General features: G+C 67.8%; 22 protein-coding genes. 11 read left to right on the forward strand and 11 right to left on the reverse strand.

Translation table 11 applies throughout. The features are described 5' to 3' along the window. Window positions 1–5: 5 nt before the first annotated feature. Window positions 6–776, forward strand: a complete 771-nt coding sequence (locus tag BRW65_RS08520) for a class I SAM-dependent methyltransferase (protein ID WP_073873452.1) — start codon at window positions 6–8, stop codon at window positions 774–776. An 11-nt stretch (window positions 777–787) separates the two neighbouring features. Here BRW65_RS08520 and BRW65_RS08525 read toward each other — a convergent pair whose 3' ends face one another. Both BRW65_RS08525 and BRW65_RS31235 read right to left on the reverse strand, forming a co-directional pair. Next, window positions 788–2,023, reverse strand: coding sequence for an osmoprotectant NAGGN system M42 family peptidase (locus BRW65_RS08525; RefSeq protein WP_073873454.1), 1,236 nt, complete (start codon window positions 2,021–2,023; stop codon window positions 788–790). A 209-nt stretch (window positions 2,024–2,232) separates the two neighbouring features. Then, a complete protein-coding gene (locus BRW65_RS31235; RefSeq protein WP_139272931.1) occupies window positions 2,233–2,652 on the reverse strand; it encodes a hypothetical protein in 420 nt (139 codons plus the stop codon). A gap of 416 nt (window positions 2,653–3,068) precedes the next feature. On the opposite strand from BRW65_RS31235, the gene BRW65_RS08535 reads away from it, so the two are divergent. Further along, entirely contained in the window at window positions 3,069–3,815 is a 747-nt protein-coding gene (locus BRW65_RS08535; RefSeq protein WP_073873551.1) for a sensor domain-containing protein, read from the forward strand. Between the two features lie 10 nt (window positions 3,816–3,825). On the opposite strand, the gene BRW65_RS08540 is transcribed toward BRW65_RS08535, so the two are convergent. Continuing rightward, a complete protein-coding gene (locus tag BRW65_RS08540; RefSeq protein WP_073873458.1) occupies window positions 3,826–4,707 on the reverse strand; it encodes an HpcH/HpaI aldolase/citrate lyase family protein in 882 nt (293 codons plus the stop codon). Between the two features lie 162 nt (window positions 4,708–4,869). On the opposite strand from BRW65_RS08540, the gene BRW65_RS08545 reads away from it, so the two are divergent. After that, window positions 4,870–5,793, forward strand: a complete 924-nt coding sequence (locus tag BRW65_RS08545; protein ID WP_073873460.1) for a class I SAM-dependent methyltransferase — start codon at window positions 4,870–4,872, stop codon at window positions 5,791–5,793. A gap of 8 nt (window positions 5,794–5,801) precedes the next feature. On the opposite strand, the gene zwf is transcribed toward BRW65_RS08545, so the two are convergent. Next, the gene (zwf, locus tag BRW65_RS08550; protein ID WP_073873462.1) at window positions 5,802–7,307 is read right to left on the reverse strand and encodes a glucose-6-phosphate dehydrogenase; all 1,506 of its coding nucleotides are present in this window, start codon (window positions 7,305–7,307) and stop codon (window positions 5,802–5,804) included. Window positions 7,308–7,471: 164 nt separating this feature from the next. On the opposite strand from zwf, the gene BRW65_RS08555 reads away from it, so the two are divergent. Continuing rightward, window positions 7,472–7,654 carry a hypothetical protein gene (locus BRW65_RS08555; RefSeq protein ID WP_073873464.1) on the forward strand — a complete coding sequence of 61 codons (183 nt, stop codon included), beginning with the start codon at window positions 7,472–7,474 and terminating at the stop codon, window positions 7,652–7,654. A gap of 3 nt (window positions 7,655–7,657) precedes the next feature. On the opposite strand, the gene BRW65_RS08560 is transcribed toward BRW65_RS08555, so the two are convergent. Then, the gene (locus tag BRW65_RS08560) at window positions 7,658–9,142 is read right to left on the reverse strand and encodes an FAD-dependent monooxygenase (protein WP_073873466.1); all 1,485 of its coding nucleotides are present in this window, start codon (window positions 9,140–9,142) and stop codon (window positions 7,658–7,660) included. Window positions 9,143–9,250: 108 nt separating this feature from the next. Then, window positions 9,251–13,165 carry an ATP-dependent RNA helicase HrpA gene (gene hrpA, locus BRW65_RS08565; RefSeq protein ID WP_073873553.1) on the reverse strand — a complete coding sequence of 1,305 codons (3,915 nt, stop codon included), beginning with the start codon at window positions 13,163–13,165 and terminating at the stop codon, window positions 9,251–9,253. A gap of 115 nt (window positions 13,166–13,280) precedes the next feature. Here hrpA and BRW65_RS08570 point away from each other — a divergent pair, with 115 nt between their 5' ends. Beyond that, window positions 13,281–14,054, forward strand: a complete 774-nt coding sequence (locus tag BRW65_RS08570) for an enoyl-CoA hydratase/isomerase family protein (RefSeq protein WP_073873468.1) — start codon at window positions 13,281–13,283, stop codon at window positions 14,052–14,054. 85 nt (window positions 14,055–14,139) lie between these two features. Next, window positions 14,140–14,805: a cutinase family protein gene (locus BRW65_RS08575; RefSeq protein ID WP_073873471.1), complete on the forward strand. Its 666-nt coding sequence runs from the start codon at window positions 14,140–14,142 to the stop codon at window positions 14,803–14,805. A gap of 10 nt (window positions 14,806–14,815) precedes the next feature. Here the strand turns inward: BRW65_RS08575 and BRW65_RS08580 are convergent, their stop codons facing one another. Both BRW65_RS08580 and BRW65_RS08585 read right to left on the reverse strand, forming a co-directional pair. Then, window positions 14,816–15,490: an IF2 family translation initiation factor gene (locus tag BRW65_RS08580; protein WP_073873473.1), complete on the reverse strand. Its 675-nt coding sequence runs from the start codon at window positions 15,488–15,490 to the stop codon at window positions 14,816–14,818. 26 nt (window positions 15,491–15,516) lie between these two features. Further along, window positions 15,517–16,074 (reverse strand): CsbD family protein, encoded by a 558-nt coding sequence (locus tag BRW65_RS08585; RefSeq protein WP_073873475.1) that lies wholly within the window; start codon window positions 16,072–16,074, stop codon window positions 15,517–15,519. 220 nt (window positions 16,075–16,294) lie between these two features. Here BRW65_RS08585 and BRW65_RS08590 point away from each other — a divergent pair, with 220 nt between their 5' ends. The 5 genes from BRW65_RS08590 to BRW65_RS08610 all read left to right on the forward strand — a co-directional run bounded on the left by BRW65_RS08590 (window position 16,295) and on the right by BRW65_RS08610 (window position 18,909). Further along, the gene (locus BRW65_RS08590; protein WP_073873477.1) at window positions 16,295–16,549 is read left to right on the forward strand and encodes a hypothetical protein; all 255 of its coding nucleotides are present in this window, start codon (window positions 16,295–16,297) and stop codon (window positions 16,547–16,549) included. Between the two features lie 136 nt (window positions 16,550–16,685). Next, window positions 16,686–17,180 (forward strand): SRPBCC family protein, encoded by a 495-nt coding sequence (locus tag BRW65_RS08595; protein ID WP_073873479.1) that lies wholly within the window; start codon window positions 16,686–16,688, stop codon window positions 17,178–17,180. Window positions 17,181–17,196: 16 nt separating this feature from the next. Continuing rightward, the gene (locus BRW65_RS08600; protein WP_073873481.1) at window positions 17,197–18,408 is read left to right on the forward strand and encodes a zinc-dependent alcohol dehydrogenase; all 1,212 of its coding nucleotides are present in this window, start codon (window positions 17,197–17,199) and stop codon (window positions 18,406–18,408) included. Window positions 18,409–18,410: 2 nt separating this feature from the next. After that, complete coding sequence (locus BRW65_RS08605) at window positions 18,411–18,656, forward strand: DUF6480 family protein (RefSeq protein WP_073873483.1); 246 nt, start codon at window positions 18,411–18,413, stop codon at window positions 18,654–18,656. Between the two features lies 1 nt (window position 18,657). Beyond that, window positions 18,658–18,909, forward strand: coding sequence for a hypothetical protein (locus tag BRW65_RS08610; protein ID WP_073873485.1), 252 nt, complete (start codon window positions 18,658–18,660; stop codon window positions 18,907–18,909). Between the two features lie 31 nt (window positions 18,910–18,940). Here BRW65_RS08610 and BRW65_RS08615 read toward each other — a convergent pair whose 3' ends face one another. The 3 genes from BRW65_RS08615 to BRW65_RS08625 form a co-directional block, all read right to left on the reverse strand. After that, window positions 18,941–19,744, reverse strand: coding sequence for an MOSC domain-containing protein (locus BRW65_RS08615; protein WP_139272949.1), 804 nt, complete (start codon window positions 19,742–19,744; stop codon window positions 18,941–18,943). Between the two features lie 132 nt (window positions 19,745–19,876). Further along, a complete protein-coding gene (locus BRW65_RS08620; RefSeq protein WP_139272932.1) occupies window positions 19,877–20,158 on the reverse strand; it encodes a DUF732 domain-containing protein in 282 nt (93 codons plus the stop codon). A gap of 468 nt (window positions 20,159–20,626) precedes the next feature. Further along, window positions 20,627–20,993: SHOCT domain-containing protein (locus BRW65_RS08625; protein WP_139272933.1), on the reverse strand; the 367-nt coding region annotated here is incomplete at its 5' end.

Consider the following 20,993-nt stretch of genomic DNA (forward strand, 5'->3'; position numbering starts at 1 on the left):
CGGCTATGACCGATCGCCAAGAACGCGCGATGTCCTTCGGCTCGATCGCCGAGGACTACGACGGCTTTCGTCCGCGGCCTCCAGAAGACGCGGTGGGCTGGCTGGTGCCGCCCCGGTGCGAGGTGGCAGTCGATTTAGGTGCGGGTACCGGTCTTTTCACCCGGGCGCTGCTGAGCAGGGCGGCGGAGGTCATCGCCGTGGAGCCCGACGCGCGCATGCGGGCGGTGCTCACCGCGCGGTCGCCGCAGGTGCGCGCCGTCGAAGGCACGGGTGAAAAGATTCCGCTCCCCGACGCGACCGTCGACGCGGTGTTCGTCTCCTCGGCGTGGCACTGGATGGATCCTGCGCGCGCCGTTCCCGAGATCGGCCGGGTGCTGCGTGACAACGGGCGCTTCGGCCTGATCTGGACCAGTCGGGACCGTGAGGTGGATTGGGTTCGCGACCTGGACCTGCTCCCGGGCGAGCACACGCCCGAGTCGGAATCCCCCGACCGCTTCCGCCGACGCCACGAGAATGTCGTGCTCCCCGATCCGCAGGTCTTCCACAACGTTTCCCGCGAGACGTTCACGTTCGTGCGGACCATGAGCATCGACGATGTCGTCGCAATGGTCGGCACCTACAGCAGGGTGATCATCGCGCCTGAAGATGAGCGCGCGGCGAGATTGGCCAATGCCCGCGCCGCCTTGAACGAGCGCTTTTCCGGTGCCGAAGCGATCGACGTCCCGATGAAGTCCCGTTGCTGGCGCGCGGACCGACTCCTCCGCGTAGACGTTTAGGCGCCAGCGCCTCAGGACTGCGGCCCCTCCGACGGCGGCCAGTGCGACCCAGGCCATGCCTCGCCGGGCGGATCGTGTTCACCACGAGCCAACGGCACCCAACGCTCGCTCGGGGCGGGCTGCTTCGACGACGGGAAGTCGCGCAGCTTGCCCGACGGCTTGGCGTCCCATTTGGCGAAGGTCAGGGGTGTCTGCAGCCACGAGTGCAGCAGGCAGTACACCGCCTGCAGCGAATCCAGATGCGTGCGCTCCCACCCGTGGCTGCCGTCGAGTCCGAAGCCGACGAGCGCCGCGCGGGTGCCCGCGCCCGCCTCGATCGCCGCCGCGGCGTCGGAGCGGTAAAACCGGAACACGTCCCGCGCGCATTTGATGCCCTGCTCCTCGGCGAGCCGGCACAGCTTGCGCGTCAGGTGATAGTCGAACGGACCGTGCAGGTCGGCCATCGGTATCGTCACGCCGTCCTCGATGGAGTGCTGGCCCGGCGCGCACACCGCGTTGTCCACCGAGACCAATTCGGCGACGTCGGCCGGCAAGCCGTGGCTCGCCCCGTGGCCGACCTCCTCGGTGATGGTGATCATGACCATCGTGCGGTGCGGCAGCACCACCTTGTTCTCGGCGAAATTCTTCGCCAACGCCAGTGCGATCGCGACGCCCGCCTTGCCGTCGAGGTGACGGGAGACGATGTAGCCGTCGGCGGTCAGTTCCGGGCTGGCGATCAGCGCGACGAAATCGCCGATCTGCAAGCCAAGGCGGACGAGGTCCTCCCGCGAGTGCACCTGGCGGTCGACGCGGACCTCGACGTGTTCCCAGTCGGTGGGCTGCAGGTCGATCTCGTCACCGAAAGCGTGCCCGCTGGCCTTGAGCGGTAGCACCGTGCCGGTGATGAACTCGTCGGGATCGTCGGAGAAGATTCGCACCCGAGCGCCCGCGGCGAACCGGGCCGAAAAAGTACCGACCGGAATCACCTCGAGACGCCCGTTGTCCTTGAGCCGACGCACCATGCAGCCGATGGTGTCGGCGTGAACCACCAGCGCGCGGTCCGTCGTCGCCGACTCCCCCGGGAGTTCGGCGGTCAGCGCCCCGCGCCGCGTCAACGAGAACGGCACGCCGAAGTCATCGAAGATGTCACCGATGAGCTGCATCACCGCGTCCGTACGGCCCGCCGGACTTGGCGTCTGCAGCAGCGCGAGCAGCGTGTCGACCATCCACGTGCGGTCGGCCTCGGCCATGGCCGCGGTTTGGCGCACGGTATCTCCTCTCGAATCACCGGGACCGGATTAACCTACCGCGTGGCCACCGTTGATCCACCGGCCCGGGCCGCGGAACCCGCGCCGTAAGAGGGCACCCCGTCTTCCGCTGCCATCACGGTAGAGCACTTCGTATCCGGGCGCCCGTTTGGCGCAACCCAATTCGGTTGCGCAAAGGTAGAGGAGTTAGCCGGCCGGAGCCGGCGTCCTCAGGGATTCACGTTGGGGCAGACCTGCTTGATCCAGCCCGTGATCAGGTCCCTGTTCACGTTCAGATCGGCATCGTTGGGCTGTGCGCCGCCGGTGGTGACGAAGTGCTCGATGGCGGCCTTCACGGTGTCGGGTGGGCCGTACTTCTCCAGCGTGTCGGCGTACTTGCGCGCCTTCTCCGGGTTGTTGGCCACCATCAGGTTGTCCTTGGCGAACGAGATATCCACGCAGGTGGACTGGTCCAAGGGGCCGGCCTGCGTGGACGACGAGGGTGGTGTTGTCGACGGGGCGGGCGGCTGCGAGCTCGAGGTCGGCGGTTGACTGGACGAGGACGTCGTCGGCGACGAGTCGTTCGAGCATCCCGCCGTGACGATCGCGATCGCGACCAGTCCTGCGCATGTAGTTCGGTCTAGCCGCATCGAACCCTCCTCTTGTCCCCCGAGATGTGTTTGCTGCATGCACCCTACCGGCTGCCGATGTCGGACCGGAGCAGTTTGTGAACCTTGGGGTCGCATCGCCGACACGTCGCGCGCCACACGTGGGCGGCCCGTGAGTCGGCCCTTTGTTCACCTAGGAAACCCTTGATCTGCGAATGGTTTCGTCACACGCGGTGCCCTGCGGAGCCGATCCCGGCGCGAAATCCCGCTGTGGTCGTCGCGCGCCCAACGCCGATCGTGGGTTGGACGGTTGAAACGATGACCACTTTGCGATGAATCACGTCAATTTGCTGCCGAAGCGGTTATGCTTCCGTCCACCTCAGAGCTTCGGGCACCGGATCCGCCGGGTCGCGCGGACGCTCGACGACTCCGTGCGACCAACGAAGGGCGAACGACACATGCGCCAACTGTCCACTGCGGTGTCCGCCGCCGCCATCGGAATCCTGCTTGCCGCGTGCGGCGGCAGCAACGGCGGCGCTCCCGGCTCGTCGGCCACGAGCTCCACCAGGCCGCCGGTCGCACAGCCCGCGCTGCCGGGCTTGCTGCTCGCGCCGGCGGACCTCGACAGCGCACTGGGCGTCACCGGATCCAAGAGCAAGGAAAAGAGCGACAAGCTCAAGGACGACGCCGCGAAGCAGCCGTGGCCGGCGGGCTGGAAATTCCCCGACGACTGCGTCTACGCCATCGGCCCCGGGCAAGCTCCCGTGTATGCCGGCAGCGGCTACACCGCTTCCAGCGGCGACGACGAACTCGCGCCCAGCCCGCCGAATTCCAGCGAACCGGACCCCGAGGTGGAACAGGTGGTGGTGTTGTTCCCGACCGCCAAGGAGGCCAACTCCTTTTTCTCCACCTCGGCGCAGCGCTGGCCGGCCTGCGCCAACCGCCAGTTCACCACCCCGGCCGGGCAGGACACCCCGGAGACGGGTTGGCAGGTGGGGCCGGTCTCCAACGCCAACGGAATGTTGAGCACCACCCTGACGATGACTATTCGCGACAACGGCAACGTCGTTCTGACCATGACGTGCCAGCGGGCGCTGACGGTGCGCAACAACGTCGCCATCGACGTCAGCGCGGTCCGCAAGGACCCGTCGGACTTGGCCGTCAAGCTTGCCGGTCAGATCGCCGGCAAAGTCGACAAGCAGTAAGCGAGGATGCCTACGAGGCGGATGCCACTTCCTCGATGATCTCGGCGAGGGCGAGGATCCGTTCGGCGTTGCGGACGTGCAGGCTTTCGATCATGCGACCGTCCACCGTGATCACGCTCGTCCCGGCGGCCCGCGCCTCCCGGTAGGCCGCCACCACCTTGCGGGCGTCGACGAGTTCCCGCTCCGAGGGGCCGAACAGGTCGTTCGCGGGCCCGATCTGCGATGGATGGATCAAACTCTTTCCGTCGAAACCCATTTCGCGGCCCTGTCGCGCCTCGGCCCGAAAGCCGTCCTCATCGGTGATGTCGTTGAACACGCCGTCGAGGATCACCTTCCCGGCCGCCCTGGCTCCCAGCACGGCCAAGGACAATGCGGGTACGACGGGCGCCCGACCGGGTACGTGCACGGCGTGCAGGTCGTTCACCAGGTCGTTGGTGCCGATCACCAGCGCGGCCAATCGGTCACTGGCCGAGGCGATCTCTTCGGCCCGCAGGAAGGATCGCGGCGTTTCGATCATCACCCACAGCTGCAACGACTCGGGCGCGCCCAGCTTGCCCAGCCTGTTGGCCAGCGCCCGGACCTGCTCGCCCGACTCGACTTTAGGCACCAGCACGCCGTGGGCGGGTGAACCAGCGACGGCCGCCAGGTCCTCGTCGTGCCACTCGGTGTCCAAGCCGTTGATGCGCACCACGATCTCGCGGGGCGCGTAGCCGCCCGACAGGATTGCTTCGCACACCGTCGCCCTCGATTCGGCTTTGGCGTCGGGCCCCACCGCATCCTCGAGGTCGAAGATGACCACGTCCGCGGGCAGCGATTTCCCCTTCTGCAAGGCCCGCGGCTTGTTGCCGGGCAGGTACAGCGCGGAGCGGCGCGGGCGCAGGGTCGGTGCCATCGAGTGATTCGCTTCCTGTCGTTGGGCTCAGCGGGTGCCTGGTGAGCGCGGCATAGGCAGAAAGTACCCTTTGGAAACGGTGTGGTCGCGCAGCCCGTCTGCGGCGAACACCCGTTGACGAAATGGCCGCCGCGGCGGCCGAATCCCAGAAGGGAGCAGCGAGTGTCATCACTAGGTTCGGCGCGCACCGAGGGCGACAGCTGGGACCTGGCCTCCAGCGTCGGGGCGACCGCGACGATGGTCGCCGCGTCGCGGGCGCTGGCGTCCCGCGAGCCTGATCCACTGCTCGACGACCGCTTCGCCGAGCCGTTGGTACGCGCGGTCGGGCATCCCTTCTTCGTCCGCATGCTGGACGGCGAAGTCCCGCTCGACAACGACGATATGCCCTTCACCCTGCAGCAGCGGCGCGAGCAAATCGCCGTGCGCACCAGGTTTTTCGACGACTTCCTCACCGCCGCGAGTAGGGCCGGGATACGTCAGGCCGTCATCTTGGCCGCCGGACTCGACGCCCGGGCCTACCGGTTGGCCTGGTCCGCGGGCACCGTAGTTTACGAGGTCGATCAGCCCGAGGTCATCGCCTTCAAGAGCGAAACGCTGGCCCGCATCGGAGCGGAACCGACCGCCGAACGCCGGACCGTCGGTATCGACCTGCGCGATGATTGGCCAAAAGCACTGTGCGACAATGACTTTGATATGTCCACGCCTACCGCCTGGATCGCCGAAGGCCTGCTCCCCTACCTGCCGCCGCAGGCGCAGGACCGGTTGTTGGACAGCATCACGGCACTAAGCGCGCGGGGCAGCCGGCTGGCCACCGAGAACATCACCGACATGGCCGTGTTCACCGACGAGCGAGCCCGGGCAATGCGGGCCGCCTGGCGCAAGCACGGACTGGACATCGACGTCGCCGACCTGGTGTGGCACGGGGAGCGCCAGCCCGCCGGGGACCATCTCGCGGCCACCGGATGGGCGGTCACCCCCTACCCGACCGAGCAGCTATACGCGGACCACGGCTTCGTCGTTCCGGACAACGAGATCATCAAGCGGTTCCGGAACGCCATCACCTACGTCAGCGCCGAGCTGAGCTGAGCGCGCTCCTAACTGTCGGGCTTGCGATCGCGCCATTCCCGCTCGAACGGTAGCCGCCACGCGTTCGGCGCGATCAATTGGTGAATGGCGTTGGGCCCCCACGTGCCCGGCTGGTACATCTTGGCCGGCGGTGGGTCGTCGAGCAGCTCCTGCGAACGCTCCCACAGCGATTCGATGCCCTCGGCGGTGTTGAAGAGCGTGTGGTCACCGCGCATCGCGTCCAGGATCAGCCGTTCGTACGCCTCCAGCACATCGACTGCGGTATCGATCTCCTGGGAGGAGAACTGCATGGACACCTTGTCCAGCTTCATGCCGGGGCCCGGCCGCTTGCCGTAGAACGACAGCGACACCTTCGAGTTGTCGGCGAGGTCGAACGTGAGGTGGTCGGGGCCTTGAGTCCCCACCCCCGAGCCCGGCGGGAACATCGTCCGCGGCGCCTCTCTGAACGCGATCGAGATGATGCGGATGCCCTCCGCCATCTTCTTGCCGGTGCGCAGATAGATGGGCACACCCGCCCAGCGCCAATTGTCGATGCCGACCTTGAGCGCGATGAACGTCTCGGTGTCGGAATCCTTTGCCACGCCCTTCTCGTCGCGGTATCCGCCGTATTGGCCGCGCACCACGTCGGAAGGCTTGACCGGAAGCATCGACCGGAACACCTTGTTCTTTTCTTCGCTGATGGCGAAGGGCTCGAGCGCCGTCGGCGGCTCCATCACCACGAACGCCATCACCTGGAAGAGGTGGGTCACCACCATGTCCTTGTAGGCGCCGGTTTCCTCGTAGAAGTTGGCCCGCTGATCCAGCCCCAGCGCCTCGGGAATGTCGATCTGAATATGGTCGATGAAGTTTCGGTTCCAGATCGGCTCGAACAGACCGTTCGCGAAGCGGAACGCCAGGATGTTCTGGGCCGCCTCCTTACCCAGGAAGTGGTCGATCCGAAAAATCTGGGATTCCTCGAACGTCTCGTGCACGAAATCGTTGAGCGCGACCGCGCTGGCCAAATCGGTCCCGAACGGCTTCTCCATCACCACTCGCGAGCGGTCGACCAGCTTCGCCTCGCGCAACATGGAGATGACTTCCCGCGCGGCTTTCGGCGGCACCGACAGGTAGTGCAACCGCCTGACATTGGGACCCAGGTTGGCTTCGGCTTCGGCGACGGCCTCCGCCAGCGCTTCCGGCCCCCGCCCCTGCGGAACGTAGGTGACGATCTTCGCGAAGTTGGCCCACTGCTCGTCCGAGAGCTTGTGGGTACCGAACGAATCGATCGCCTCTTTGGCGATCTCCCGAAACTCGTCGTCGCCGATGTCTTCCAACGACGTCGCGACGATCTGGATGTCCGGTGCGAGCTCGGACTGGTCCAGGTAGGCCAGCCCGGGGATCAGCTTGCGTTTCGCCAGATCCCCCGTCGCGCCGAACAGGACGATGACGTGCGGGTCGAGCGGCTCGGCTTCGTGGCGGTGCGGACGCCCACCGGCCGCCGGGTACGAGATGGTCTGCGGTTTCTTGTCGGCCACTCTTGCGATAATTCCATCGCCGCGGCGTTATGTCGCGTCCGTCACTCCCCGGTGCGCTCGACGCGCGCGTTTGGGGCCCGGAACGGAAGGATCAGACATGCCGACCGGTTACCGCCCGGCTGACGGGGTACTGGGTACCGGCGGGGCGTACCCGATCACAGTCGATGGAAAGCGATATGACGAAACCGGACAAGGACCTACGGGGTCACTCGGAGGAACTGGAAGACATCGTTGACCAGCTCGAGGAGAAGGTCGCCGACGATCGTGAGGCAGAAGGCGTTGCCGGCAAGCCCAGCGACCGCGACAGCGCCCCCACTCGAGGCTCCAAGGAGGAGCCACCCGACTAGGGCCTACGAAGCGGACGGAGTGCCGGACCAGGCGTCGAGGGCGTCCCGGAGCTCCGAATCGGTGGAACCGCCCACCCAGGCGACATGTCCATCCGGGCGTATCAACACCGCATCGGGGGCCGAGACCACACCGAGCGCCGGAAGCTCCCACTTACCCGAATATTCCGCGTCGATCGTTTCGACCCGACCCACGGCGATATCGAATCGACCCGGTTCACCAAGGTTGAGCAGCACCGGCCGGGCGTGGTGTAGCAACGAGTAGACCCGCAGCGGGCCGGCGGCGGTGACCAGGTCGAGATCGGGCATCCTGCGTCCGAGCAACGGGTGCCCGTCGCCCACGTCGTAGCGGATGTCCAGCCCCGACATCATGGCGGCGAACCGTTTGCGCGGTTCCTCCATCCCGAGGAGGTCGGACATGGTGTCGCGCAAGGCCTTGGTGCGGTCATCGGGCCTCAGCAGCGCCATCTGGGCGACCGCGTTGCGCAGCACGCGCGCGGCGACCGGGTGCCGTTCGGCATGGTAGGTATCCAGCAGGCTGTCCGGCGACGTGCCGTTGACCACCTGTCCCAGCTTCCAGCCCAGGTTCACCGCGTCCTGCACACCGGTGTTGAGGCCCTGTCCACCAACCGGGTGGTGCACGTGCGCGGCATCGCCGGCCAACAGGACACGCCCCACGCGATAGGTCACGGCCTGCCGCGCCGCGTCGGTGAATCTGGAAAGCCAAGCGGGACTGTGGATCCCGTAATCCGTTCCGTAGACCGCGATGAGCCCCTCACGCAGGTCGTCCAGCGTGGGTTCGCTGTTCGGCCCCAGGTGGCGCTCGGTGACCATGACCCGCACCGGCCCACCGTCATCCGGCGCGGCCAGGGAATGGACGCCGAGCGCGTCGTGGCGAATGCCCCATTCGGGTGAATCGCCTGTGCCGAAGTCTATTTCGGCCTCGGCGAGCAGGTAGCTGGTCGTAGGCTCCCAGCCCGGGAAATCGATGCCGGCGGCTTTCCGGACGACGCTGCGTCCGCCGTCGCAGCCGACGAGGTATCCACCTCGCATGAATCGGCCATCGGACAACGCGACGTCAACACCGCTGCCGTCCTGGACGACGCCCGTCACCTCACGGCCGCGGTAGATTCGCACCTCCAGTTCGTTCACCCAGTCGGCGAGTATGCGTTCGATCTCGTTCTGCCACAGCGCGAGACCGTAGGGATGCCGGGTGGGAAAGTCGCTGATGTCCAAGCGAATCTGGGAGAACCCGGCGACCTGGGCGACCTGGCCCCGGGCGAGAAACCGGTCGGCGATTCCGCGCTGGTCGAGCACCTCGATGGTGCGCGCGTGCAGGCCCCCGGCGCGCGTACCGATGAGGTCTTGGCCGCGGCGCCGCTCGAGGATCGCCACATCGGCCCCCGCCAACGCCAATTCACCGGCCAGCATCAGCCCCGTCGGGCCGCCGCCGGCAACCAGCACCGCATGATCGACATTTCGCTGCGCCATTCCAACCCCCAGAGAACGCGAATATTGGCTTCGGCCAGCGATTGTGCGGCATCACCCCGCCCTTGCCACAAGCCCCCCGGTGCGCTATAGGTTGAGAGTGGGAGGGAATCAATACGCCGACCGATCCGCCAGCGCGTCGATGGCGCGGTAGATCCGCTGCTCACTCACCGGCCGTGGCGTGCCCAGCTGCTGCGCCCACAGGCTGACCCGCAATTCCTCGATCTGCCGCGCAACGTCGCGGACGTCGTCCGCCGCGCGCCGTGCGGGTGACAGCGCCTGCATCAGTTCCTCATAGGCGCGCTGCACGGCGTGCACCCGCTGCATCCGATCCCGGTCCGCGTCGACCGCGTACGGGAGCCGGTCGAGGCGCCTGCGGATTGCGGTCAGGTAGCGGGCGAGGTCGGCCAGGTGGTCGCGTCCCGTGGCGGTGACGAATCCCGGCGACAAGAGTCGATCCAGCTGAGCGCGGACGTCGGCGATCGCGTCGGTCTGCGCGGGCGGGGGCCGACCGGGCAGGAGCAGTCGCACCTCCTGCGCGGCGGCGAGCACCCGCTCCACGCGGGTCACCATGTCGGCGGTCGCCGGTGCCAGAGCCTCGGCCACGCGATCGCGCAGCGCGGCGAACTCCTCGCGGGTCCACACCGGTCCGGGCACCAGCGTGTGCGTCGCGGCGTCGGCACAGTCCTCGAGCAGCGCGGCCAGGGAGCCATCCGGGTTCGCGCCGAGCGCGAGCCGTGTGCGTGGGCTCAGTTGCCGCTCAACGGCTTTGACCGGGGACGCCACGCTCAGCCGCAGCAACCGACGCGTGCCCGGCCCCAACGCCCCGTCGCGCTCCGTCGGCGCCGCGAACACCCGCAGCTCGACGGTGTTGCCCGCGTCGACGAAACCCGGATAGCCGCGCACGGCGCGTCCGTCGACGGTTCGTTCGACGACGGCCGGCAGCGCGGCGAGGTCGTCGGGCCAGGCGCGCAGGCCTGTGCGTTCCAGCTCGCCGGCGACCGTCTGGGCGACGGCCCGGCGCGCGGGCGCGGCCAGCCGTTGTTGCAACGTCGCCAGGTCCTTGCCGCGGGCGACCTCGGTGCCGTCGGCGGCCTCGACGGCGAAGTTCACCCGCAGATGCGCCGGCAGCTTGTCCAGGTCGAAGGCATCGATGGGTACCAAAACCCCGGTGCGACGGCGCAATTCGCGTTGCAGCGCCTCCAGCAGCGGCTCTCGCGCCGGGTCGATCGCAGCCAGCACGGCACGCGCGGTGTCCGGTGCGGGAACGAAGTTGCGGCGCAAGTCTTTTGGCAGTGAGCGGATGAGCGCGGTGACCAGCTCTTCGCGCAGCGCCGGGACCTGCCAGGCGAACTCGTCACCGCCCAACCGCGCGAGCACGTCGATCGGCACGTGCACCGTGACGCCGTCGTCGGCGGCGCCCGGCTCGAACCGGTAGGTGAGCGGCAGTGTGACATCGCCGGAATGCCAGGCCGTCGGCCGCTCGGTGTCGACCGTGTCGGGGGTGCGCAATAGGTCGTCGCGAGTGAAGGTGAGGAGATCGGGTGTCTTGTGGCGCTGCTTGCGCCACCACGCGTCGAAGTGCCGCGCCGACACGACATCCGCGGGCACGCGCGCGTCGTAGAACGCGTAGACCTCATCGTCACCGACGAGCAGGTCGCGGCGGCGGGCCCGCTCCTCGAGCTCCTCGAGCTCGGCGCGCAGCCGTGCGTTGTCGCGGAAGAAGTGATGGCGGGTCTGCCAGTCCCCCTCCACCAACGCGTGCCGGATGAACAGTTCCCGCGCCACCGCCGGTTCCACCCGGGCATATCCGACGCGGCGGCGCGCGACGAGTGGCAGCCCATAGAGCGTCACCCGCTCGTAGGCCATCACCTCGCCCCGCGTGGCGTCCCAGTGCGGCTCACTGTGGGTGCGTTGCACCAGATCACCGGCGACCCGTTCGACCATCTCGGGCTGGATGCGCGCGGCGGTGCGCCCGTAGAGGCGGCTGGTTTCCACCAGCTCTGCCACCACCACCCAGCGCGGGGGCCGCTTGATGAGCGCCGAGCCCGGCGCGAGGACGAAGCGCGAATTGCGCGCACCCAGATACTCGCGCCCGTCTTCTCGGCGCATGCCCACATGCGACAGCAAGCCGGCCAGCAGCGCCGCGTGCACCCGCGCCGGGTCGGCCGGCTCCTCGGACGCGGCGTCCTCGACGATGCCGAGGTCGCGGGCGATGCTGCGCAATTGCCCGACCAAGTCCTGCCACTCGCGGATGCGCAGATAGTGCAGGAACTCGTCTCGGCACATGCGGCGGAACTGGTTCCCGGACAATTCCTTTCGCTGTGCCCGCAGATAACGCCACAGGTTGAGGTAGGACAGGAAGTCGGAGTCCTCGTCGGCGAAGCGAGCGTGCTTCTGGCGCGCGGCCTCCTCGCGCTCGGTGGGACGTTCCCGCGGGTCAGGAATGGTCAGCGCGGCGGACAGCACGAGCACCTCCCGCACGCATCCCTCGGTCTGGGCCTGCAGGATCATCCGGCCCAGCCGGGGGTCGACGGGCAGCCGCGCCAGACGCAGGCCGAGGTCGGTGATGGCGCCGTGGGCGTCGAAGGCCCCCAACTCCTGCAGCAAGTGCACACCGTCGCGGATACTGCGCCGGTCCGGCGGGTCGAGGAACGGGAAGTTCTCCACCTCGCCCAGCCGCAGCGCCGCCATCTGCAACAGCACGGCGGCAAGGTTGGTCCGCAGGATCTCGGGCTCGGTGTAGCCCGGCCGGGCCGCGAAGTCGTCCTCGGAGTACAGGCGGATGCACACGCCGGCCGCGACCCGGCCGCACCGGCCGGCCCGCTGCGCGGCGGACGCCTGCGAGATGGGTTCGATCGGCAACCGCTGCACCTTCAGGCGGCGGCTGTAGCGCGAGATGCGCGCGTTGCCGGGGTCGACGACGTAGCGGATGCCGGGCACCGTCAGCGAGGTCTCGGCGACGTTGGTCGCCAGCACGACCCGGCGCCCGGTGTGCGGCGCGAAGACCTTTTGCTGCTCGGCGGTCGGCAGCCGGGCGTACAGGGGAAGCACCTCGGTGTTCTTCAGTCCGGCCAAAGCCTCTGCGGTGTCGCGGATTTCGCGTTCACCCGACAGGAACACCAGGACGTCCCCGGCGGGCTCGGCCTCCAGTTCCCCGACCGCGTCGACGATCGCCTCGACCTCGTCACGGGTCTCGGTGCGCACGATCTCGTGGTCGGGGTCGTCCGGGTCGTCGTCTGGCCCGCTCGACACGGGGATTTCCAACGGCCGGTAGCGGATCTCCACCGGGTACGTCCGCCCCGAGACCTCGACGATCGGCGCGCCGCCGAAGTGGTCCGCGAACCGCTGCGGCTCGATGGTCGCCGAGGTGACGATCACCTTCAGGTCGGGGCGGCGCGGCAGCAGCTCGCGTAGGTAACCCAGCAGGAAGTCGATGTTTAGGCTGCGCTCGTGGGCCTCATCGAGGATCAGCGTGTCGTAGCGCAGTAGCCGCCGATCGCGCTGAATCTCGGCGAGCAGGATGCCGTCGGTCATCAGCTTGACCAGCGTGCGGTCGCTGACCTGGTCGGTGAACCGGACGGTGTAGCCGACGGTCTCGCCGAGCGGGCTGCCCAGTTCGTCGGCGATGCGCTGCGCGACGGTGCGCGCGGCCAGCCGCCGCGGCTGGGTGTGCCCGATGGTTCCCCGGATTCCCCGGCCGGCCTCCAGACAGATTTTGGGCAGTTGGGTGGTCTTGCCCGAACCGGTCTCGCCGGCGACGACGACCACTTGATTGGCGTGCAGCGCGTCGGCGATCTCCTGGCGCCGCTCGCTGACCGGCAGGTCGGGGTACGCGATGACCGGCACCGAGGCTTGTCGCGTGGCGACGAGCGCCTCGGCCCGCGCGATCTGCTCGGCGAGTTGCCGCAGTTTGTCGGGCTGAGCGCCGCGCAGGTTCTTCAGCCGCCTGCCCAGGCGCGCCGCGTCGCGGGTGGTCAGACCGTCGAGGCGGCCGCGCAGATCCGCGACGGACAGTTCGGGCACTTTGGCCAGGATAGGCGTGCGGTACGCGCGGTCGGCCACCGAACGTGGGGCGTATGGACGAAATCGAGCCAGTTTCGGTACGTAAGGCCCACACTCGTCGCCCTAGGGTTGGCGTATGAGCCTCGTCACCTATGAGCTGGCAGACCACATCGCCACCATCACCCTCAACCGACCCGAGGCTCGCAACGCCATCAACGGCGCCCTTCGCCAGGACTTGAACGCGGCGTGGGAGCGGTTCCGCGACGACCTCGACGCGTGGGTCGCGATCCTGACCGCCAACGGCGACGTGTACTGCGCGGGCGGCGACCTCAAGGACGGCGAAGGTTCGGTCGGTACCTTCGGCGGCACCTTCTGGGAGAAGCCGACTATCAACTCCTTCGAATCCGGGATGGAGCTGTTCAAGCCGACCATCGCGGCGGTGCACGGACCGTGCATCGGCTACGGCGTGACCGGGGTGCTGTTCTGCGACTTCGTCATCGCCAGCACCGAAGCCAGCTTCTGTTTTCCCGAGGTGTCGATCGGCGTCCCGACCATCGTCGGGGCCATCCGGCTGCCCCAACGGATCGGCTGGGCGAATGCCATGGAACTCCTGCTGACCGGCAAGCCGATGAGCGCGACGCGGGCGAAGGAGGTCGGTCTGGTCTGGAAACTCGTGGATCCCGACGACCTGCAGGCCGAGGCCCGGGCGTGGGCGCGGACGCTCACCGAGGCCGCTCCCCTCGCCCAACGGGCCACCAAAGAGGTCGCGTGGCGAACGGCGGACATGGGCTGGATCGAGGCGGTGCGCTTCGGCGAGACCATGCGCAAGGTTGCCGGAGCGACAGAGGACGTCACCGAGGGGCTTCGGGCGTGGGCCGAAAAGCGCAAGCCCCAGTGGCGCGGCCGCTGACCGTTGAGCTCCCGATCGCGCGCCGAGGGCGCCATAGCGCCAACCGCCGGGAAGGCTGTGGACCCCGGTGTGACAGGATTTCGCCATGAGTGCACGCAGATTTGGCCGCATTGCTGGTGTCTCGGTCGCGACGACCTGGGCAGCGCTTAGCACCCCGGCCGCCCTACCCAGCGCCGCCGCCGACGCCTGCTCCGACGTCTCGGTGGTCTTCGCCCGCGGCACTCATCAGGAGCCGGGTCTGGGCAACATCGGCCAGGCGTTCGTGGATTCGCTGACCTCGCAACTCGGCGGAAAATCCGTGGACGTGTACGCGGTCAACTACCCGGCCAACGACGACTACCACAACAGCGCGAACGCGGGTTCCAACGACGCGAGCGCACACATCCAGGACACCGTCGCCAGCTGCCCGAACTCGAGGATCGTGCTCGGCGGTTACTCCCAGGGCTCAACGGTGATCGATCTGGCCACCAACGCGATGCCGCCCTCGGTCGCCGATCACGTCGCCGCCGTCGCGCTGTTCGGGGAGCCCAGCAGCGGGTTCTCGTCCATGCTGTGGGGCGGCCAGCCGCTGCCGACGATCAATCCGGCGTATGGATCCAAGACCATCAGCCTGTGTGCCCCGGACGATCCGATTTGTTCCGCCGGCGGCAACATCATGGCGCACGTCTCCTACATCGACGCCGGAATGACCAACCAGGCCGCCACGTTCGCCGCCAACAAGATCAACCAGGGCTCGCCGGCGCGCGCCTGAGGCGCGCCAGTCAGTCTTTAGCCCGCTCCTCTTGACGCTGCTGCTTCTCGGCGTCCGCCAGCTGCGCGACGCGGTCCGCCTCGGCGCGCTTGTCGGCGGCCTCGGCCAGCTTGTCCTCGGCCTTGTCGATTTTCGCGGCCGCGGCCTTCGACACGGCCTTTTCGGCCGCCTGCGTCCGGTTCTCCACTTGGCGTTTGGCCGACTCGACCGTTCGCTTTTGCCGGTCCGCCGCCTCCTCGGCGCGACGCTTCGCCGCCGCGCTCTGCTGCTGGGCAGACTGGGTGGCCTCGCGTTTGCGTTGCTCGGCTGCCTCGCGCGCCTCGTTGATCTCCTGCTGGGTGGCCGCCTGCGCTTCTTGGCGCTCGGCGATCGCCTCGTCGCGGGCGCCGTTCAGCTTCGCGTCGGCCTGTTCCTTCCTGGCCGCGGCCTTGGCGTCGAGCTGCGCGGCGCGGCCCAGTGTGTCGCTGCGTTCGACGAGCGCCGTCCCGCGCTCGACCAGGCTGGGGTCATCGAGCGCATTGCCGACGGTGGCGTCGAGCATGCCCAGGGTGCGCTCGAACAGCAGGCGCGCGGGTGCCTCTGACGGGATTCGGGTGACGACGCGGTCCTCGATCACCTGCAACGGGAAACGGGCCAATTGGTAGTGAAACCGCAGAACGGCCAACGGGACTTCGGATATCTTCATCGACTTCTCCTGTGTCTGGCCCGCCCTCAGGGCAGGTCGGCTTCGTCGGTCACGTCCCGAGCTTGGCGCCGCAGACGGTCGGCCTCAGACTCTTCGTTGCGGGCCACCTGCACCGATGTCTGGTGCTCGGCGACGGCGTCGACAACCTCCTCGGAGGCCTCACGGATCTCGGCGCGTTCTGCGGCCTTCGCTCGTCGCGCCTCGCGCTGCGCGTCCAGTTCGGCCCGGGTGATCTCGGTGGTCGCCCGCTGCCGCGCGGCTTCCTCGGCCGCGCGCTTCTGAGCCGCCTCTTGGGCTTCGATCGACCCCTCGGCCGCGACGGCCTGGGCGTTCGCGGCCACCCGCTGCTGGGCGCCTTCCACCTTGGTTTCGGCCGCGGCGTCGTGCGCCTGCTTGGCCTGCGCCTCGGCGACGGCCTCCGTCGCGTTGGCCTCCTTGCGCTCGTGCGCCTGAGTCTGCTCGAGCTGCCCCTCGGCAGTCAGCGAGTCGTTGCCGGTTACGGCCCCGGCGACCTCTTTGGCTTTGCCCTTGACCGCATCGATCAGGCCCCTGCGCGCTTCGTCGGCTTTGTTGTGCTCGCTCATCGAAAGTCTCCTTGCGGCGTCAGCCAAGAATTGCGTTCGTTCGTGTCACGCCCAGTGGTTCCACCGATCTCGTCGACCAAACCCGCTGTGATCTGGGTCACCACGTGCGGCGACCCGGATTGCCGCCATCGAGTGCACGAATTCACCAGCGCTTCAACCGAAGTCAGCCGGACGGGGATGGCACTGCGCGGCGGGTTTGCGATCGGCTAACGTCGAAGACATGTCCAAAGTCTCCGGCAACGACCCCATCGACGACGTCGCCCCTGGCGACATCATCGCCGTCGACCGCGGCTCTGGTGAACGGCCCTACAAGGTGGTGTTCAAAGATGCCACCGAAGGCGGCTACGTCGTCACGTTCGAGGCCGGCGACGGGGAAACCTTCCAGCTCGACCTGGCGGCCGGCACCCGCGTGACCAGGTCGCTGGAGTCGAAATGGGAATCTGCGCAGAGCCCGACCCCGCGCACTGAAACCTAGACAGCGGCCCCAGGCCCTCAATACCGCTCACCCGCAACGCAATCGCGGCGGCCGCCCGTCGGCGAAGTAAACGCGCCAACTCGTTTGGGCCCGCTCTGGACGGGAATGCAACGCCCCAACGAAGGAACGGAGCGTCGTGAGCTATTTGGATTTCGCAAAGGACCGGGTGCTCGGAGCGGTCAAGACGGTCACTGCCACGCGACCCCGCCACGCCACGGGCCAGACGGTCACCATCGCGTGCCCCGTCGAGCGGATCGAACAGTTCTGGCGCGACCCCGAGCAGATGTCGGTGGTGCTCGGTGACATCGCCGAGGTCGAGCGCCGCGGTCCGGAGCGCTACAGCTGGCGGTCGGTGACCGGGCCGAAAGTGGTGTGGGAATCGGAGTTGATTCCGGAACCCGAGGGGCTGCGATTCGTCGGCACCGGTGACAAGAACCAGATAACCGTCACCTATCGGCCCGCCCCGGGGAAGTTGGGTACCGAGGTGACCTTGCGCGTTAGCGCGCCGGCTCCCAGCTTGCTGGCAGGCGCGGCAACCTTCAAGGCCCTGTACCGGCTGCGTGCGTTGATGCAAACCGGTGAGGTGCCGACCATCCGAAACAACCCGAGCGCGCGCAAGTCCGCGCGGTAGGCGAAAGGCGGCGAACGTGCGCGCACTGTGCTGGAACGGCGTCAACGACCTTTCGGTAGAGACGGTCGACGACCCCAAGATCCTCAATCCCCACGACGCGATCATCGAAGTTCGGCTCACCACCACTTGCGGATCGGATCTGCACTTCATCGACGGCTATCTGCCCGGGATGCGTGCAGGCGACGTCTTCGGCCACGAATTCATGGGCGTCGTGGTGGAGACGGGGCCAGAGGTGCGGGACACCCACGTGCGCGACCGAGTGGTGGTGCCGTCTTTCATCGCCTGCAATCAGTGCTGGTATTGCGAGCACGAGTTGTATTCGTGCTGCGACACCACCAACCCCAACGCCGAACTGCAGCAGCCTCTGCTGGGTTACCCCTCGGGCGGGATCTATGGCTACACCCATCCGTTCGGTGGCTACGCAGGCTCGCACGCGCAGTACGTTCGCGTGCCGTTCGCCGACGCGAATTGCTTTGCCATTCCGGGTGATATCAGCGACGAGCAGGCGCTCTTCCTCTCCGACGCGGTGCCGACCGGGTTCATGGGCGCCGACTTCTGCGACATCGCCGGAGGAGACACGGTCGCGGTCTGGGGCTCCGGTGGCGTGGGGTTGATGGCCGCCCGCAGCGCGCTGCTGCTCGGCGCGGAACGCGCGATTGTCGTCGACCGGATCCCCGAGCGACTGGCCTTGGCGCAGAACGAGTTCGGCTTGGAGACGATCGACTACACGGCGGTCGACAGCGTGCACGAGACGCTGCGCGAGATGACCGGTGGCCGAGGGCCCGATGCCTGCATCGACGCCGTCGGCATGGAGGCTCACGGCACCGGCGCGCAGCAGCTCTACGACCGTGCCAAGCAGTTCCTGCGAATGGAGACCGACCGCGCCAGCGCGCTGCGACAGGCGATCCTGGCGTGCCGCAAGGGCGGAGTCGTCTCCGTCCTCGGGGTCTACGGGCTGACCGACAAGTTCCCGACGGGTGTGCTGACCAACAAGGGGCTGACCCTCAAGACGGCCCAACAGCACGGTCAGCGCTACATGTCCCGGCTGTTCGACTACGTCGAGCAGGGCGACCTGAACCCCGCCAAGCTGATCAGCCATGTCCTGCCGCTCGAGGACGGCGTGCTCGCCTACGACCTGTTCAAGAACAAGAAGGACGACTGCGTCCGGGTGGCGATGCGTCCCGGCATGAAAGCCGGCGCGTCCGACAGCGGAAAGGACGGGCTCTAACGATGACCGCGCAGCCCCCCAACCCCGATCCGGTCCAAACGCCCGGCCTCGAGCCGGGAGGGGGCGTCCCTGAGGGGACCACTCCCCCGGCCGCCCCGCAGACCGCGGGCGCTGGCGAGCACCAACCGCCGGCGACCCGGCGGTTCACCCCGAGCTCCGTACTCACGGTGATCGGCGTCTGCGTCTTTGCCGTGGTCTTCCTTGCCGTTGCGGTGCTGCTCGTGATGAAAATGGTTGGGGTGTCTTGATATGGGCGTCAGCGCTGAGGATGTGCGGCGGCTGCTGGACGGCCACGACAAGGACGCCGTACTGGTTGCCATCGAGGGACGCATCGACGTCGCTTCGACGGCGGAGTTGGAGTCACCGCAGTACCGTGGCGCCCTGCAGCTCGCGACGCGCCGGGAGGTGTTGGAGCGCGCCGGGGGTGCGCAGCTCTCGGAGCGTGAGCTGGCCGAACAGGCCGAGGAACTCGACACGGCGCTGCGCAACCTGGGTGCCTGAATTCGTCCCTGGAGGCGCGGGACAGCCTCGACTAGAGGCCGATTGTGACGGGGTCGCCGACGTGGATGACGCCGTCGGTCACCACCGCCAGATACGCGCCTGCGCACGGCTGAGCGCCGTGACCTCCTGTGTCCCAGCGGTTTTCGGCGGCAGGTGTGCGAAGCGCCTGCGGTGCGCGTGGCAGTGAGCCGTGCTCGAGCGTGGGTACGACGCAGCGTGACGTTGCCGTCAAGACGCGCAGCCGCACCTCGCCGACCGCGATCTCCTGGCCGACCCAGTCGTTCTCCACATAGGGCGGGCAACCCGGCGGCGTCGCGAACACCAGGTTCGGGCGATACCGCAGGGCCTCGACGCCGATGTGTTCGAGCGTGGCCGTGGTGATCGCGTGCAGCGGGGCTTCGTCGGTGAACGAGTCGCCCGGCGTCGTCCGTGCGATCTCCAAGATGCGCCCGCCGACTTCGGCGTCCAAGCCCAGTTCGAGCAGCTGCTCGGGGTCCGGGCGCACCAATGTCGCGCCGTCGGGGCGTTGGGTGACCAGCCGGACGGTTCGCCCCAACAGCTGCGAAAGGCGGTCATCGACGCCGGGGTCGTCGGCCGCCACGCTCGTCCCATCGGGTAGTTCGATGTTGACCCCGCCGGCGTGGCGGTTGGCGGTGCACGTCAACAGCGCGCGCCACAGCCGGGCGTTCTTGGCGCTGGCCACGTGCCCGGTGGTGGCGTCGAGCAGAGCCAGCCTCCGGTCCCCTTCGGCGCCGTGCTCGTCGACGAACATGCTCGGCACGGTCTCGCCGAGCATCGACTTCACCGGGTAGCGCAGCAGGCTCTGAACCCGCATCTCGCCCGCGGCTCGACCTGAAAAGGCCGTTGGCTCCTCCACTGGCTATCCCCACTCAGCGACGCTGCCCGCACTGTCTGGATCCAGACTATGCGGGCAGGACGCGAAACCCAGTGGTAGGTCGTAAACCGATCAGCCGGGGCAGTAGGTCGACTCCGCCGCGCTGACCCAGCCGGTCATGTCCGCGAACGAGAAGCCCTTGGAGCTCATGCCCGAATGCAGGTCGGCGGCGATCGCATCCGGCGTCTTGCCTGCCATCCGGTCGGAGCACACCGCGTGCCCCAGCGCGATCATGTCGGAATCGCTCGACGAGGGCCAGGTGAACCCGAGGCTGTGCAATTTCGCCAAGTAGGCGTCGTCGGTGCTGTCCGCCAAGGCAATTGCGGTGCTCGCGGTCAGGGCAGCGCCAACCATCACGGGAATTGTCAGTTTGGCCAGCAAACGCGGTGGAAGCATTTCGTGCACTTCTTTTCTGGTCGGGGTTGAGGGTGGGGTCAGTATATGAGTGAGTGACGCGCAGCGATATTAAAACTAAGAAAAATGATGCGCCGTCGCCCGGGCCGGTCGCGGGGGGCCATTTTCTGCGAACGCGAATTCGAGTCGCGGTGACGCTGCCCCGCAGGTGAAGGCCATCGGTCAGTGTCCGAAGCGAAAGGCTTTGGCTGGCTGGAAAAGTTGGAACTTCCGCGCGCGGCTATAGGCCAATGATGCCGTGTGGGTGACGCAGGCGTTATCGGCTCAATAATTCAGAACTTCCGGCTGACATCGAAACCAAAACGACGCACCAGCATACAAAAATCATACGAAACAATTGCCCGTGGCATCTGTCGATATTGGACGTCGTTGCCTCGCCATATATAGGCGCAATCGGTGCGGGACACATCAGTGCGGCAGCAACCGCTGTTTCTGCTCGAGGAACTCGTCCTCCGTGATGATCCCCGCATCCCGCAGGGAGGCCAGCTCGCGCAGTTCGGCGGCGATGCTGGTGATCGGGCCGCCGGCTGGGACTTGCGGCGCCGCGCCTCCACCCTGGTTCGCTTTCTGGGTGGACGCCCTGACCCGCTCCGCACGACCCGCGCCGCCCGTACCGGCGATGGCACGCCCGGCCATGCTCGCCGCGGCCATCTCGCCGAACAAGCTTCCGGTGCCTCCTGACGAGGCTGGAGCGGCCGCGCCGACGGTGGTGGTGGGCAGGGCCAGAGCGGACGGGCGCACGGCGGGGGCGGCCGCCGTCCAAGCGGGCGGCACA

It is taken from the genome of Mycobacterium paraffinicum, from assembly GCF_001907675.1.
Classification (GTDB): Bacteria; Actinomycetota; Actinomycetes; order Mycobacteriales; family Mycobacteriaceae; genus Mycobacterium; species Mycobacterium paraffinicum_A.

Coding starts and splice junctions, on each gene's coding strand:
- BRW65_RS08620 (WP_139272932.1), bottom strand. CDS start 20,158: ATGGTTGGCGCTGCCCTGACCGCGAGCACCGCAATTGCCTTGGCGGAC.
- BRW65_RS08570 (WP_073873468.1), top strand. CDS start 13,281: ATGAGCCTCGTCACCTATGAGCTGGCAGACCACATCGCCACCATCACC.
- BRW65_RS08520 (WP_073873452.1), top strand. CDS start 6: ATGACCGATCGCCAAGAACGCGCGATGTCCTTCGGCTCGATCGCCGAG.
- BRW65_RS08555 (WP_073873464.1), top strand. CDS start 7,472: ATGGAAAGCGATATGACGAAACCGGACAAGGACCTACGGGGTCACTCG.
- BRW65_RS08540 (WP_073873458.1), bottom strand. CDS start 4,707: ATGGCACCGACCCTGCGCCCGCGCCGCTCCGCGCTGTACCTGCCCGGC.
- BRW65_RS08535 (WP_073873551.1), top strand. CDS start 3,069: ATGCGCCAACTGTCCACTGCGGTGTCCGCCGCCGCCATCGGAATCCTG.
- BRW65_RS31235 (WP_139272931.1), bottom strand. CDS start 2,652: ATGCGGCTAGACCGAACTACATGCGCAGGACTGGTCGCGATCGCGATC.
- BRW65_RS08615 (WP_139272949.1), bottom strand. CDS start 19,744: ATGCGGGTTCAGAGCCTGCTGCGCTACCCGGTGAAGTCGATGCTCGGC.
- BRW65_RS08610 (WP_073873485.1), top strand. CDS start 18,658: ATGGGCGTCAGCGCTGAGGATGTGCGGCGGCTGCTGGACGGCCACGAC.
- BRW65_RS08585 (WP_073873475.1), bottom strand. CDS start 16,074: ATGAGCGAGCACAACAAAGCCGACGAAGCGCGCAGGGGCCTGATCGAT.
- BRW65_RS08605 (WP_073873483.1), top strand. CDS start 18,411: ATGACCGCGCAGCCCCCCAACCCCGATCCGGTCCAAACGCCCGGCCTC.
- BRW65_RS08560 (WP_073873466.1), bottom strand. CDS start 9,142: ATGGCGCAGCGAAATGTCGATCATGCGGTGCTGGTTGCCGGCGGCGGC.
- BRW65_RS08575 (WP_073873471.1), top strand. CDS start 14,140: ATGAGTGCACGCAGATTTGGCCGCATTGCTGGTGTCTCGGTCGCGACG.
- BRW65_RS08580 (WP_073873473.1), bottom strand. CDS start 15,490: ATGAAGATATCCGAAGTCCCGTTGGCCGTTCTGCGGTTTCACTACCAA.
- BRW65_RS08590 (WP_073873477.1), top strand. CDS start 16,295: ATGTCCAAAGTCTCCGGCAACGACCCCATCGACGACGTCGCCCCTGGC.